Origin of the sequence: Neisseria chenwenguii (assembly GCF_002216145.1) — a bacterium.
GTDB lineage: Bacteria > Pseudomonadota > Gammaproteobacteria > Burkholderiales > Neisseriaceae > Neisseria > Neisseria chenwenguii.
In genome coordinates this window covers 1,188,930-1,203,270 of sequence record NZ_CP022278.1, presented here as the reverse complement: position 1 = coordinate 1,203,270, position 14,341 = coordinate 1,188,930, and the positions used below count along the sequence as shown (strand labels likewise).

Genomic DNA, 14,341 nt, shown 5'->3' with positions numbered 1-14,341 from the left:
GAATATTTTTCAGACGGCCTAAAATTTGCAAAAATGCCGACAGACAGGTTGATGCCGTCAGAAACAGTCAAAACTTTACCGGCATCATGCCAAACAAACCGCCAATACCGCCTCCCCGTATTGCGCGGTTTTTTCTGCGCTCATGCCGTGGATTTCGGCCAGCGCCGGCAGGGTTTGCGGGCATTTGGCGGCGATGGCGCGCAGGGTGATTTTGCTCAACACCTGATGCGGTTCGATGCCCTCGGCAGCGGCGGTTTGGGCGTTCCATTCGAGCAGGCGGCGCATCAGGCGGCGGCGGGATTCGGCGGCTTCAGGCAGGCCGTCTAAAAACGGGTAACAAACGGCAAGCAGGTCGGTGGCGTATTTTCCGGCGCGGACTTCGCCCAGCCCGTAAATGCCCTGCAAATCGAGGTTGGTTTCGGGCGTGTGACGGACGAGGTCGTGCAGGCTCTCATCGGTCAAAACGGTGCGTTCCGCGCAGCCTTCGGCTTGCGCCTGCCTGCTGCGCCAAACGCTCAGGGCGGCGAGAAGCTGTTGTTCGCGTTCGTCGGCAGGTTGGAACGCGGGCACGGAATCCGTGGGGCTTCTTGTGGAAGCATCAGACGGCCTGTTCCCGCCTGCCGCAATTTCGGCCGAATGGGCACAGATATTGAGGATTTCCGCGCCGAATTTTTGGATTTTGGCCTCGCCCAAGCCATAAATTTGATGCAGTTCGGGCAGGGTTTGCGGCATTTTCTCGACGATGTCGCGCAGGGTTTTGTCGCCGCAGACAACGTAAGCGGGTACTTCTTCCTTGCGCGCGCGCGCCATACGCCAGCCCCGCAGCGCCTGCCAGACGCGTTCTTCGCGCTCGGTGCGCAGCCATTCTTCTTTGGGTTTTTGGGTGGCGGCTTTTTCGCGTTTGAGCGGGCGCAGCTGTACGGTTTCGCTACCTTTTAGGATTTTCTTTGCATTTTCAGTCAATTGCAGGGCTTGGTATTGGTGCGGATTGACGGTCAGAAAGCCTGCGCTGATGCACTGCCGGATAACGCTGCGCCATTCTTTGTCGCTCAGATTGTCGCCGATGCCGTAGGTGGAAAGCGTGTCGTGGCGGTTTTGGCGGATCCAGTCGTCGCTCTTGCCGCGCAATACGTTTACGACGTAGCCGGCGGCAAAACGCTGGCCGACGCGGTACACGCAGCTCAAGAGTTTTTGTACCAAAACCGTGCCATCGAAACGCTCGGGCGGGTGCAGGCAGTTGTCGCAATGGCCACAAGGCTGCGATTCTTCGCCGAAATGGCGCAACAGCAAAACGCGGCGGCATCCGGCGGTTTCGCAAACGGCCAGCATGGCGTCGAGTTTCTGCATTTCGACCTGTTTCTGCGCGTCGCTGCTCTGGCTCTCGGCAATGCGTTCGCGCAGCAATACCCAGTCGTTGAGGCCGTAACACAGCCAGCTTGCGGCGGGCAGGCCGTCGCGCCCTGCACGGCCGCTTTCCTGATAGAAATGTTCGACGCTTTGCGGCATATCGAGGTGGGCGACGAAGCGCACGTCGGGCTTGTCGATGCCCATGCCGAAGGCGACGGTGGCGACGACGATAATATTGTCTTCGCGGGTAAAACGGCGCTGGTTGGCTTCGCGCGTTTCCATGCTCAAACCGGCGTGGTAGGGAATGGCATCAAGGCCGTGTTCGCACAAAAACGCGGCGGTGTCTTCGACTTTTTTGCGACTCAGGCAGTAAACGATGCCGCTTTGGCCGTCCATCTGTTTCTGAATAAAATCAAGTAGCTGCTTTTTGCCGTTGTTTTTTTCGATGACTTGGTAGTAGATATTCGGGCGGTCGAAACTGGCGACAAATTCGGGCGAATCTTCGAGACGGAGGTAATGTTTGATATCGGCGCGGGTGGCGGCGTCGGCGGTGGCGGTCAGCGCGATGCGCGGTACGGCGGGATAACGGTCGGCCAGCATGCCGAGCTGTTGGTATTCGGGGCGGAAATCGTGCCCCCATTGGCTCACGCAATGCGCTTCGTCGACGGCAAACAGGCTGACGGTCTGCTGGTCGAGAAAACGCAGAAAACGCTCGGTAACCAGCCGTTCGGGCGCGACGTAGAGCAGTTTCAGACGGCCTTTGCTGAGTTTGTCGGCGACTTCACGCGCTTCATCGGCGCTTGTGCCGCTGTGGACGCAGGCCGCTTCCACGCCCGCGGCATGCAGGTTGGCGACTTGGTCGTTCATCAGAGCAATCAGCGGCGACACTACCACCGCCACCCCGCCGCGCATCAGCGCAGGAATCTGATAACACAGCGATTTTCCGCCGCCCGTCGGCATCAGCACCATCAGGCTCTGCCCTGCCGCCAGCGTTTCCACCACGGCCTGCTGGTTGCCGCGGAAGGCGGGATAGCCGAAAACATCGTGCAGAATCTGTTGGGCGGACGGCGCGGGCATAATCGTTCCGAAACTTTTGAAGAAAAACGTTATTTTAACGGTTTTGCGCGGGCGCTGCTTGAGGTCGTCTTGAATATTCGGTTACTGAGCGTAGTGGTTCGACGTTGCTCGCCAACCATCGAAGTACTTGTGCTGAGCATAGTTGAAGCATCAGACGGCCTCAAGCCGCTGCCGACGGCACGTTTGCCTGAAGCGCGGAATACGCGGATAATGCGGCATCCGGTTTACAAATTGATTTGAAAGGATTTTATGAATCTGCGCTTTTTACGTTTCGCCGCTGCGGCGTCATTGGCCGCGCTGTTGACCGCCTGTACCTCTTCGGGCACGTCCGGCGGCAGCACTTCGGGCAACTGGTCAAGCATCGGCACGATTTCAGACGGCAATATCAAGGTTTCCATCGACAAAAACAGCATCAGGAAAAACGGCGCGCTGGCGACGTTCCGCGATAAAAAAGTCGTTTCCAAAGCCGACGAAGAAAAATTCACCAACACGCCGGCCTACAAAACCGCCATCGGCGAATGGGAAATCCACTGCACCAACAAAACCTACCGTCTGACCTCGCTGAAACTGTTCGACAAACACGACAAAGTCGTTTCCGCGCAAAAATACACCGCCGCCGCGCTGCGCCCGATGAGCGTGATGAACGGCACGATTACGGAAAAACAATACGAAGAAGTCTGCAGCAAAAAGCTGTAAGTTTTTTGTCTGCAAACAGGCCGTCTGAATTTTCAGACGGCCTGTTTTGTTTTCTGCGCAAACGCACGCTGCTTCTATAGTGAAATAAAATAAGAAAGATACAAGGCGGCAAGGCGCAGACAATACGGGACTGATGAACTCGGTGCTTCAGCGCCTTAGTGAATCATCCTCTTTGAGCTCAGCCACAGACAACGAAGTAGATTTTTTATTTTAATTCACTATACGTTTCACCTGAGTTTAACGCAGGCGCCGCCCCGTTTCCCCGTCAATAATCATGCTCGGCGCTTTCTGCCCCAGCGTGCGCCCGCCGATAATCATCACTTTGCCGCCAAACTGCCGTCTGACTTCCCGTTCGGTTTTACACGCGCGTTTGCCTGCGCAGTTGCAGGACGTGGAAACCAGCGGGGTTTTGAGGATATGGCAGAGCGCGCGGGCGCCGTGATGCAAGGGAACGCGCACGGCGAGTTTACTCCGGCCTTTACCGCGCAATGCGGGCAATACGTTTCCGGCGGCGGGCAGCAGAAAGGTTTTTGCCGCCGGCCATGCTTGGTCGAGCATGGTTTGCGTGTTTTCAGACGGCCTTTTGAGCAGGGGCAGAAGCTGGGGCAAATCTGCGCCGATGACAATCATGCCTTTGTGTTGCGGGCGTTTTTTCAAACGGATCAGGCGGCGCAGGGCCTGCGCATGGGTCGGCAGACATCCCAAGCCGTAGCAGGATTCGGTGGGATACGCCGCCAGACCGCCCCGCTTGAGGTGGGCTTTGAGTCGGCGCTGCATGGCGGCGGCAGGCATTTTGGGAATATTCATGGCGAAGCAAGAGGCCGTCTGAAAAAGTCGGATGCGTGCGGCAACCGTTTTTCAGAGGCCTTAAGCAGGATTAGCGGTTGACGGCTTTGTCGGCAATGTCTTTGCGGTACTGCATGCCGTCGAAGCTGATTTTTTCCAGCGCTTCGTAGGCGCGCGCTTTGGCAGCGGACACACCGTCGCCCAAACCGACGACGCAAAGCACGCGGCCGCCGTTGGTGAGGATTTGGCCGTCTGAAAACGCTGTACCGGCGTGGAACACTTTGCCGGTTTGATTGGCGGCTTCGATGCCGTGAATGGCGTCGCCTTTTTTCGGCGTTTCGGGATAATTTGCCGCAGCCAAAACCACGCCGACAGAGGTTTGCGGGTTCCATTCGGCGGAAACCTGGTTCAGACGGCCTTCGATGCCGGCATCGACCAAATCAACGAAATCGCTGTCGAGGCGGCTCATAATCGGCTGGGTTTCGGGATCGCCGAAGCGGCAGTTGAACTCAATGGTGTAGGGCGCGCCGGTTTTGTCGATCATCAGGCCGGCGTATAAAAAGCCGGTAAACGGATAGCCTTCGGCCTTCATGCCTTCGATGGTCGGCAGAATGATTTCGTCCATCGCGCGGCGGTATACTTCGGGCGTGACCACGGGCGCGGGGCTGTAAGCGCCCATGCCGCCGGTATTCGGGCCTTTGTCGCCGTCGAGCAGGCGTTTGTGGTCTTGGCTGGTCGCCATCGGCAAGACGTTGTTGCCGTCGGCCATCACGATAAAGCTGGCCTCTTCGCCTTGCAGGAAGTCTTCAATCACCACGCGCGCGCCGGCATTACCCATTTTGTTGCCCAGCAGCATATCGTCGATGGCGGCGTGCGCCTCGTCCAAAGTCATGGCGACAATCACGCCTTTGCCGGCAGCGAGGCCGTCAGCCTTAATCACAATCGGCGCACCTTTCCGACTGACATAGTCATGTGCCTCTGCGGCATTTTCAAAGGTTTGGTATTGCGCGGTGGGAATGCAGTATTTCGCCATAAAGGTTTTGGCGAAATCTTTCGAGCTTTCAAGCTGCGCGGCGTATCGGGTCGGGCCGAAGATTTTCAGACCGGCGGCACGGAAATCGTCCACAATCCCCGCAGCCAGCGGCGCTTCGGGGCCGACGAGGGTAAACGCGATGTTTTCTTTGCGGCAGAAATCGATCAGATCGGCATGGGCGCTCAGAGCTAAATTTTCGAGCTTGGGCTCAACCGCCGTACCCGCGTTACCCGGCGCGACAAATACGGTTTCTACTTTGGGCGACTGCGCCAATTTCCAAGCCAATGCATGTTCGCGTCCGCCGCTGCCGATAACGAGCAGTTTCATGCCATCTCCTCAATTCATATTGTTTACAAAATAAGACTCTGATTATAGCCTATCCGGCCGTTTTGAAACAATCTTGCGCCTGGAGAAAAGGCCGTCTGAAAAGCATCTGTGCGCTGTTTTCAGACGGCCTGCCATCATGGAAAAAAGCCTGCAAATCCCTTACAATACAGCCCTTAAATTCAGAAAGAAACAACGATATGGAAGCCGAACTCATCAACCAACTCAACAATACGCTCGACGATTTGGAGCGACGGAGCGCGGATATCCGCGTGTATATGGATTATCAGGGCAAGAAAGACCGCTTGGAAGAAGTCATCGGCCTTTCCGAGGATCCCGAATTGTGGAACAACCCGAAAAAAGCGCAGGAAATCGGCAAAGAGCGCAAGATTCTGGAAGGCATCGTTCTGACGCTCGACACCATCAGCAGCGGCATCGAAGACAACCGGATGCTGATTGAAATGACGGTGGAGGAAAACGACGAGGAAGGCTTCGCCGCGCTTCAGGAAGACGTGGCCAATCTGGAAAAACAGATGGCGGATTTGGAATTCAAGCGAATGTTCAACCAGCCTGCCGATCCGAACAACTGCTTTATCGACATTACCGCCGGCGCGGGCGGCACGGAAGCGGAAGACTGGGCAGGCATGCTGTTCCGCATGTATTCGCGCTATGCCGAACGCCGCGGCTTCAAAATCGAAATTCTGGAAGAAGACGACGGCGAAATCGCCGGCATCAACCGCGCCACCATCCGCTTGGAAGGAGAATACGCCTACGGCCTCTTGCGCACGGAAACCGGCGTTCACCGCTTGGTACGCTATTCGCCGTTTGACTCTAACAACAAGCGCCATACTTCGTTTGCCTCGGTATTTGTTTACCCCGAAATCGACGACAGCATCGAAATCGAAATCAACCCCGCCGACCTGCGCATCGACACTTACCGCGCATCCGGTGCAGGCGGTCAGCACATCAACAAAACTGATTCCGCCGTGCGCATTACCCACGAGCCGACGGGAATTGTGGTTCAATGCCAAAACGACCGTTCGCAACACGCCAATAAAGCCGCGGCGATGGATATGCTGAAAGCCAAGTTGTACGATTTGGAAATGCGCAAACGCAATGAAGAAAAACAGGCGCTGGAAGAGGGCAAATCGGATGTGGGCTGGGGCAGCCAGATCCGTTCGTATGTATTGGACTCGTCCCGCATCAAGGATTTGCGTACCGGTTACGAAATCGGCAATACCAAAGCCGTACTCGACGGCGATTTGGACGGCTTCATCGAAGCAAGTCTGAAACAGGGCGTTTGATTATCGGGTTTTAAAATGTAAGGCCGTCTGAAAGTTCAGACGGCCTTTTTTGTATCTGCACTTCACATCATTCAAACGGCTTTTCTACATCCACTTCAATCTGCCGCATATGCTGCCAGGCAGCTACGCAGGCTTCAAATGCTGCCAGCGGCAGCTTGACTGTCAGCCTGCAATCCAACTGCAAATCTTGTTCTAAAATTTCTGCCTGATGTTGTTTGACAATGCGGATGGCGTCGTTTAGCGCAGGATAATCGCAACGAATCCAAACTGTTTTTTCAACATTCTTTTCAACGATTTGCGCAACGGCCAACGCATCTGCCGCCGCCGTTTTATAGGCGTGAATCAGCCCGGGCACACCCAGCAGTGTGCCGCCGAAATAGCGCACAACGACCACTAAAACATCCGTCAAACCGCACGAATCAATCTGTCCCAAAATAGGGCGGCCTGCGCTGCCCGAAGGCTCGCCGTCGTCATTGGCACGAAACTGCGTATTATCCACGCCCAAACGGTAGGCGTAACACCAATGCCGCGCCTTGCGGTGTTCTTCCCTTAAAACCCCTACATAATGCTTGATTTCCGCCGCCGTCCGAACGGGATAAGCATAGGCGATAAAGCGGCTGCCTTTGTCTTTAAACTCAGCCTCGACGGGCACTGCAATGGTTTTATAAGCGGTAACTGTCATGCTCTATCCGTAAACAATTCAGACGGCCTGCGGATACCCGAGGCCGTCTGAAAACAGGTTTCACGTGAAACGGAATCAGCCTTTCAAAGCAGCTGTTAACTGCGGCACGATTTCAAACAAATCGCCGACAATGCCGTAATCCGCCACATTGAAAATCGGCGCATCAGGATCTTTATTGATGGCCACAATGACTTTGCTGTCCTGCATTCCTGCCGTATGCTGAATCGCGCCGGAAATGCCGACGGCAATATAAAGCTGTGGCGCGACCACTTTGCCGGTTTGACCGACTTGGGAATCGTTCGGCGCATACTCTGCATCCACAGCTGATCGGGTAGCGCCAACGGCGGCACCCAAAGTATCGGCCAGCGGTGTTAGCAGCTCATTGAATTTTTCAGCACTACCCAACGCGCGCCCGCCCGAAACCACCACTTTCGCCTGCGTCAGCTCGGGGCGGTCAGATTGCGGTAATTCACGACCGACGAAGCGGCTCAGATTTTGCGCAGGCGTTGCCTCTACTGCCAAAACTTCCGCATTTCCTCCGGCAGCGGCTGCCGCATCAAAAGCTGTTGCACGGAAGGTCAACACCAATTTCTCAGCCTGACATTCTACCGTTTCAAACGCATTCCCTGCATAAATCGGGCGGACGAACGTATCCGAATCAACCACTTCGGTTAAATCGGAAATCTGCGGCACATCCAGCAAAGCCGCCACGCGCGGCAACAGGTTTTTACCGAATGCCGTCGCAGTCGCTGCAATATAGCGGTAATCAGCCGCCAGTTTCACAACCAACGGCGCCAGCTCTTCCGCCAAACCTTCGGCATAATAATCGGCATCAGCCAGCAAAACTTTAGATACGCCGGCAATCTGCTTGGCCGAATCGGCAACCGCTGCCGCATTTTTACCGGCTACCAAAATATCGACGCTGCCCAATTTCGCCGCCGCAGTAACTGCATGAAGCGTTGCGGGATTCAACTTTTGGTTGTCGTGTTCGGCAATAATCAATACGCTCATTTCTCGCTCCTTCAGATTACTTTGGCTTCGTTTTTCAGTTTTTCAACCAATTCGGCGACATCTGCCACTTTCACACCCGCCTGACGCGCCTGCGGCTCGGCAACTTTTACCACATGGACGCGCGGCGTAATATCCACGCCGAAATCGGCAGGCACTACTTTATCCAAAGGTTTTTTCTTTGCCGCCATAATGTTCGGCAATTTGACGAAACGCGGTTCGTTAAGGCGTAAATCCGCGCTCAATACGGCCGGCAGTTTCAATGCCACCGTTTCTTCGCCGCCGTCGATTTCGCGGGTCACGACCACTTCGTCGTTTTCCAAACTCACTTTGGAAGCAAACGTCCCTTGCGACGCGGTCAGCAACGCAGCCAACATTTGCGCCGTTTGGTTCGCATCATCGTCAATCGCCTGCTTACCCAGAAGCAGAATTTGCGGATTCTCTTTTTCCGCTACCGCTTTCAACAATTTGGCCACAGCCAGCGGCTCTAATTTTTCTTCGGTTTCCACATGAACCGCGCGGTCGGCGCCCATCGCCAAAGCCGTGCGCAGCGTCTCTTCACATTTTTTTCCGCCCAGCGACACAGCCACAATTTCGCTGACTTTTCCGGCTTCTTTCAAGCGCACCGCTTCTTCAACCGCAACTTCGTCAAACGGGTTCATCGACATTTTCACATTACCGATGTCCACATCCGAACCGTCGGCCTTAACACGGACTTTGACGTTGTAGTCCACCACGCGCTTCACTGCGACCAATGCTTTCATTAAAAATTTCTCCCTGAAAGGATTTGATTGAATTCGATTCAAAAACAGCCGCGGCAATCAATGCCGGAAATACCTGATTATACTACTTTTAAAGTAATCACTCAGAAATCACTCAGAGCGCTTTACCGATTTTATCGGTAGCCTTTTCAGACGGCCTCACCCGTTCCGTTTAGCGGCAACGCATTCTTTTAAAATTTCATACACTTCTTCTACCGTTGGAATCTGCGCGATACCGCCTAGATTTTTTGCCCAATCAGAAACCTGAACACCCGTTTTTGCAGGATCGGTATCGGTAAAAATCCCGACCACAGGTTTATCCAGCGCATTGGCCAAATGCAGCAAACCTGTATCCACACCGATAACACCGCACGCGTTATCCAACAAATAAGCCGCCTGAAGCAGATTCATCTTGTCGCATACTTTGGCAAACGGCAGGTTTTCGGCAATTTTTTCCGCCCGCAGTTTTTCGGGTTCATTGCCCCACGGCAGATAAACAAAACAGTTTTCCGCTTCATGCAAACGCCGCAGCAAAACGATCCAATGATCCACAGGCCAAAGTTTGCTGTCGCGGCTGGTCGCGTGCAAAGCCGCGTAAAACGGCATTTTCAAGTCGTTCAGACGGCCTGATTCAGGCACCGCCAAACCAAAAGTCTGCCGCCCGGGCATTTCATAGCCGAAAACTTGGGCAAACAATTTCCGATTCCGCCAAACCGCATTCCGGCCTTTTTCAACCGCAAAAGCCTGCCTGTAAAACCAAGCCGCCAACGGCTCGCGCGCGCTTTGTTTATCCAAGCCTTTGATGGGTGAGGCCGTAAATTTGGCAAACAACACGCTTTTAAGCAAACCCTGACTGTCTAAAACAAAATCATAACGCTCGTTTTGCAAATCCGTTTTCAGACGGCCTATGGACTGCCAAGTTTCCTTTTGACCCAACTTCTTGCGCCATTGCCGCCAAGCCATCGTATGCACTTTTTTCACAAACGGATGCAGCCGCGCAATATCGGCAAACCCTGCCTCGCAAAGCCAATGCAGCTCGACTCCCGGACACATCTGCGCCAAATCGTTTACCGCCGGCAGCGTATGGATTAGATCCCCCATGCTCGACAACCTGACCAACAAAACTTTCACAGCGCAATCCTTTGAGCGTTTCACGTGAAACAAATATAACTATTTAATATTATTAAATTTTATAAACAATATTTCACCAATTCCATCCGGCAAACCATGCGGGCAGCAGCTTCTATACCAAGTTACCATTATAACAAAACCAGCCCTTAAAAAGAGGATATTTAGGCCGTCTGAAACTTCATCGTTTGGCAGACAAAATCGCACTACTTCATCCAATACCCAAATTTTCAGATGGTCAAACCCACCACACTAAGCCTATGCTATAGTGAAATAAAATAAGAAAGATACAAGGAGGCAAGCCACAGCCAACGAAGTAGATTTTTTATTTTAGTTCACTATATCATTAGCTTTTTCAAAATTCCACCACCATGCCGCATACCATCCGCCCCATCGCCACCGCCCATTCCCCCTACAAACAAAAATTCGGCATCGCCCGACAGCCAGGCCTCGTTCCCGCAGCAGAAGTCTGCATCGAACTCAACCGTGAATTTACCGCCGACAGCGTGCGCGGTTTGGCCGATTTCGATTATGTCTGGATCAGCTTTATTTTCCACGACGCAATCGAAGAAGGTTGGGCGCAAATGGTACGCCCGCCGCGCTTGGGCGGACGGCGGAAAATGGGCATCTTCGCCACCCGCAGTCCCCACCGCCCCAACCACCTCGGCCTGTCGCTGCTGAAACTCGAGCGCATTGAAAGCGGCAAAACCGTCAAACTCTATTGCAGCGGCGCCGACCTGCTTGACGGCACGCCCGTTATCGACATCAAACCCTACATCCCCTTTGTTGAAGCCAAACCCGACGCCCGCGCAGGATTCGTCAGCGGCAAACCCGACGAACTCCATATCATATGGGCAGACAACACCGGCGCAGGCTTATCCGCAGGCGAGCGCGACCTCATCGGGCAAAGCATCGCCCAAGACCCCCGCCCCGCCTACCAAGACATCCCCGAGCGCGTATATGTGATGAATGTTTCGGATTATGAAGTGAAATTTCAAATCCAAGACAACACCGCCAAGATTATTGCCGTTGGACGCGCGGGACAAGGTTTACCGTAAAATGCCGTCTGAAATAGTTTTGTAACTTGAAACATTTGCATTGCCAGCACATAAATAAGCGATACCGTCTGAAACCTACCCGCAGTTTCAGACGGCATCGCTTATGAACAGTTTGCCTTTACCGCCTCCAGCAATTCAGCCAAAGTCGCAATCTGCGCCCGCTACTGGTCGATAAAACCGTTTTTCTCACCCAACATCGCCTGCAAATAACCCACCTGCTGTTTTAATTTTTCGATTTCAAAAACAAGCTGATCTTGCGACGAATAATAGTTTGACGAATTGGTGCTGTTTTCGATATTCAAATAAACCATTTTCTTATCTAGCGACAGCAAATCCACCACCTCCATCCCAAACACTTCCGCAATCTGCTCCAGCTTATCCAGCTGCAAACCCACTTCCCCACGCTCGATTTTCGCATAGCCGTTGGTCGACATCTGCAACTGCTCTGCCATATTTTCCTGAGAGAAATTTTTCAGCTCGCGAATCTTACGGATTTTTTATGAACTTTTATTAATCTTCCTTATATGAAAATGCCGATGACGTCATCAAAGCCATCGGCAAAATCGGCAGATGGAAAAATACTGTCAAACGTTTTTTTAATCTGGCTAAGGGAGATATTGTGGTCGTTCCCCTCCGCCGTTCAGTTGTTATCGGCATAGCCGATGGAGTGAAACGTTTTGATGCAGAATCTGCCAACGATGATGTCTGCAATCAGGTTAAGGTTGATTTATTCTGCGGACAAAACGGTAATATCATTCAGATTCCAAGGAATAATTTATCGTAAGGTTTTGAGAGCCGTCTGAAAGTCAGGATGACCATAACGAGTTTGAACGATTTTAAAGAAGAAATTTTAACCATTATCCAGAATTTGAAAGAAAAGGGCAGCTATCAGGCAAACAGTTATCTGACCGAGCAGGAAACTGCGGCAGAAGAAGCGTTTAAACAAGAATTGCTGGAATCCCTTGCCAATGGCAATACTCGGCTTGCTGCTGGCGGTAACGGTTTGGAGCAGTTGATAAAAGAATTGGTTGAAATCGAAGGCTATACGAAAGTCAGAATCGAAGCTAAAAACCAGTCTTCCGATATTTCCGATATTGACATCAGCGCAGAGAAAAACGACCGTTTCAACAACTCGCGCCTGCTGATACAGGCCAAGCACCACAGAGGCCAAACCAGCAGCCACGGTTTACGGCAACTGATTACCCACGAAACGGATGATGATGAATCCAACGTCCAAAAATGGTTGATGACGACGGGTAGTTTGAGCAGCGAATCAAAAAAATTGGCCGAAGAGCACAATATCCGTGTGATGGAAGGAAAGGATTTGGTGGAATGGATTAGCGAAAGCCTTGAGCATTTGAGCCCGGCTACCAAGCAGAAACTGGGAATTATCGAAGTGCCGAAAATCGTAAAATTGAAATAAACTGGAAATTTATTTAAAATCTACAAAAAAAATGCCGTATGATTTTTTCAGGGATGAAGACATCGAACCGTAGCGTAGGTCGGACACTTTTGCCCGACGTTGGCTAAATATTTAGCAATTAGCAATCGGCCAAACTATTTAACGGATTGTCGGGCAAAAGTATCCGACCACTCCGACTTGTTTTTAGTCGTTTCATCAAACCAAAATGCCGTCTGAAAACTTTTCAGACGGCATTTCTTCATTTCAAACCAACCGCTTAAATCTTAGCGGCAAAATACTCCAGCGTGCGCACAAGCTGGCAGGTGTAAGACATTTCGTTGTCGTACCAGGCCACGGTTTTGACGAGTTGTTTGCCGCCGACGGTCATGACGCGGGTTTGGGTGGCGTCAAACAGCGAGCCGAATTCCATGCCGATGACGTCGGAAGAAACCAGCTCTTCTTCGGTATAGCCGTAAGATGCGGTTGCGGCGGCTTTCATGGCGGCGTTGATTTCTTCTTTGGTAACGTTTTTTTCCAACACGGTTACCAGTTCGGTCAGCGAGCCGGTAGCAACGGGAACGCGTTGGGCGGAGCCGTCGAGTTTGCCCTGCAATTCGGGAATCACAAGGCCGATGGCTTTGGCGGCGCCTGTACTGTTCGGCACGATGTTTTGCGCGGCGGCGCGGGCACGGCGTTTGTCGCCTTTGCGGTGCGGCGCGTCGAGGGTGTTTTGATCGCCGGTGTAGGCATGGATGGTGGTCATCAGGCCTTCGACGATACCGAATTCTTTCTGCAAAACGGCGGCCATCGGGGCGAGACAGTTGGTGGTGCAGGAGGCGGCGGAAATGACGGTTTCAGAGCCGTCCAAAACGTTTTCGTTTACGCCGAATACGACGGTTTTCACGTCATTGCCGCCGGGTGCGGAAATCACGACTTTGCGCGCGCCGGCGCGGATATGTGCTTGGCATTTTTCGTTGCTGGTGAAAAAGCCGGTACATTCCAAGACGACATCCACGCCCAATTTTCCCCACGGCAATTCTTCGGGATTGGGGTTGGCAAATACTTTGATTTCTTTGCCGTTAACGACAATCGCGTCGTCTTTCAATTCGGCCGTACCTTGGAAACGGCCTTGTGTCGTGTCGTATTTAAACAGGTGTACCAGCATATCGGCAGGGGTCAGGTCGTTGACGGCAACAACTTCGATGCCTTCTGTTTTGATGATTTGGCGCAATGCCAAACGGCCGATGCGGCCGAAGCCGTTGATGGCGACTTTGATGCTCATTTTTTGCTCCTTGATAGATGGGGAAACTCAATGCAGTGATTGTAGCCTGAAATAAAACTACTACCTAGCGTTACATACAACTACTTAAAAAATGTTTGATTTAAATAAAGAAAATGGTTTTCAGACGGCCTTAGGGTAAATAAATGCCGTCTGAAAAATGCCGCAGTTTGAGTTGGTGTAAATGATAGAATAAATTAAAAAACCGAATTTGAAGAAGAAGCGGGAAAAGAGTTGTGAGTAAGTCAATAAATTATTTTTAAAACAAAAAATTAAATCTCAAAAAACCGCATGGCCAAACGCAACCGCTGTTTTTCATCCCAGCCTGTGGATAATCCGGTTTTTTTCTACCGCTTTTCCACAGACTTTTCAGACGGCCTGTCAAGCCATTGGTAAATACTATTAAAAACAATAGATAAGTACTTCGGATTTATCGTATTATCCGCCTATCCAATC

The 14,341-nt window shown here is 52.4% G+C and carries 13 protein-coding genes; 4 read left to right on the top strand and 9 right to left on the bottom strand.

Annotation, left to right across the window (positions count from 1 at the left end; all coding sequences use genetic code 11):
* Positions 1-84: 84 nt before the first annotated feature.
* Positions 85-2,424 (bottom strand): DNA helicase RecQ, encoded by a 2,340-nt coding sequence (gene recQ / locus BG910_RS05930; RefSeq protein ID WP_089036046.1) that lies wholly within the window; start codon positions 2,422-2,424, stop codon positions 85-87.
* A gap of 249 nt (positions 2,425-2,673) precedes the next feature.
* On the opposite strand from recQ, the gene BG910_RS05925 reads away from it, so the two are divergent.
* Positions 2,674-3,120, top strand: a complete 447-nt coding sequence (locus BG910_RS05925; protein WP_089036045.1) for a surface-adhesin E family protein — start codon at positions 2,674-2,676, stop codon at positions 3,118-3,120.
* Positions 3,121-3,357: 237 nt separating this feature from the next.
* On the opposite strand, the gene BG910_RS05920 is transcribed toward BG910_RS05925, so the two are convergent.
* Complete coding sequence (locus BG910_RS05920; protein WP_089036044.1) at positions 3,358-3,927, bottom strand: L-threonylcarbamoyladenylate synthase; 570 nt, start codon at positions 3,925-3,927, stop codon at positions 3,358-3,360.
* 70 nt (positions 3,928-3,997) lie between these two features.
* Positions 3,998-5,266: a phosphoribosylamine--glycine ligase gene (purD, locus tag BG910_RS05915; protein WP_089036043.1), complete on the bottom strand. Its 1,269-nt coding sequence runs from the start codon at positions 5,264-5,266 to the stop codon at positions 3,998-4,000.
* A gap of 197 nt (positions 5,267-5,463) precedes the next feature.
* Here purD and prfB point away from each other — a divergent pair, with 197 nt between their 5' ends.
* Positions 5,464-6,567, top strand: coding sequence for a peptide chain release factor 2 (gene prfB / locus BG910_RS05910; RefSeq protein ID WP_089036042.1), 1,104 nt, complete (start codon positions 5,464-5,466; stop codon positions 6,565-6,567).
* Positions 6,568-6,634: 67 nt separating this feature from the next.
* On the opposite strand, the gene BG910_RS05905 is transcribed toward prfB, so the two are convergent.
* The 4 genes from BG910_RS05905 to waaC form a co-directional block, all read right to left on the bottom strand.
* Positions 6,635-7,249 carry an IMPACT family protein gene (locus BG910_RS05905; RefSeq protein WP_089036041.1) on the bottom strand — a complete coding sequence of 205 codons (615 nt, stop codon included), beginning with the start codon at positions 7,247-7,249 and terminating at the stop codon, positions 6,635-6,637.
* Positions 7,250-7,324: 75 nt separating this feature from the next.
* The gene (locus tag BG910_RS05900; protein WP_089036040.1) at positions 7,325-8,260 is read right to left on the bottom strand and encodes an electron transfer flavoprotein subunit alpha/FixB family protein; all 936 of its coding nucleotides are present in this window, start codon (positions 8,258-8,260) and stop codon (positions 7,325-7,327) included.
* An 11-nt stretch (positions 8,261-8,271) separates the two neighbouring features.
* Entirely contained in the window at positions 8,272-9,021 is a 750-nt protein-coding gene (locus BG910_RS05895; protein WP_089036039.1) for an electron transfer flavoprotein subunit beta/FixA family protein, read from the bottom strand.
* Between the two features lie 156 nt (positions 9,022-9,177).
* Positions 9,178-10,149 (bottom strand): lipopolysaccharide heptosyltransferase I, encoded by a 972-nt coding sequence (gene waaC / locus BG910_RS05890; protein WP_089036038.1) that lies wholly within the window; start codon positions 10,147-10,149, stop codon positions 9,178-9,180.
* A 368-nt stretch (positions 10,150-10,517) separates the two neighbouring features.
* On the opposite strand from waaC, the gene tsaA reads away from it, so the two are divergent.
* Entirely contained in the window at positions 10,518-11,204 is a 687-nt protein-coding gene (gene tsaA, locus BG910_RS05885) for a tRNA (N6-threonylcarbamoyladenosine(37)-N6)-methyltransferase TrmO (RefSeq protein WP_089036037.1), read from the top strand.
* A gap of 161 nt (positions 11,205-11,365) precedes the next feature.
* On the opposite strand, the gene BG910_RS05880 is transcribed toward tsaA, so the two are convergent.
* The gene (locus tag BG910_RS05880; RefSeq protein WP_089036036.1) at positions 11,366-11,656 is read right to left on the bottom strand and encodes a helix-turn-helix domain-containing protein; all 291 of its coding nucleotides are present in this window, start codon (positions 11,654-11,656) and stop codon (positions 11,366-11,368) included.
* Positions 11,657-12,030: 374 nt separating this feature from the next.
* On the opposite strand from BG910_RS05880, the gene BG910_RS05875 reads away from it, so the two are divergent.
* On the top strand, positions 12,031-12,627 hold the full coding sequence (locus BG910_RS05875) for a restriction endonuclease (RefSeq protein ID WP_198344831.1): 597 nt from the start codon (positions 12,031-12,033) through the stop codon (positions 12,625-12,627).
* Between the two features lie 256 nt (positions 12,628-12,883).
* Here the strand turns inward: BG910_RS05875 and gap are convergent, their stop codons facing one another.
* A complete protein-coding gene (gene gap, locus BG910_RS05870; RefSeq protein WP_089036034.1) occupies positions 12,884-13,888 on the bottom strand; it encodes a type I glyceraldehyde-3-phosphate dehydrogenase in 1,005 nt (334 codons plus the stop codon).
* Between the last annotated feature and the right edge of the window lie 453 nt (positions 13,889-14,341).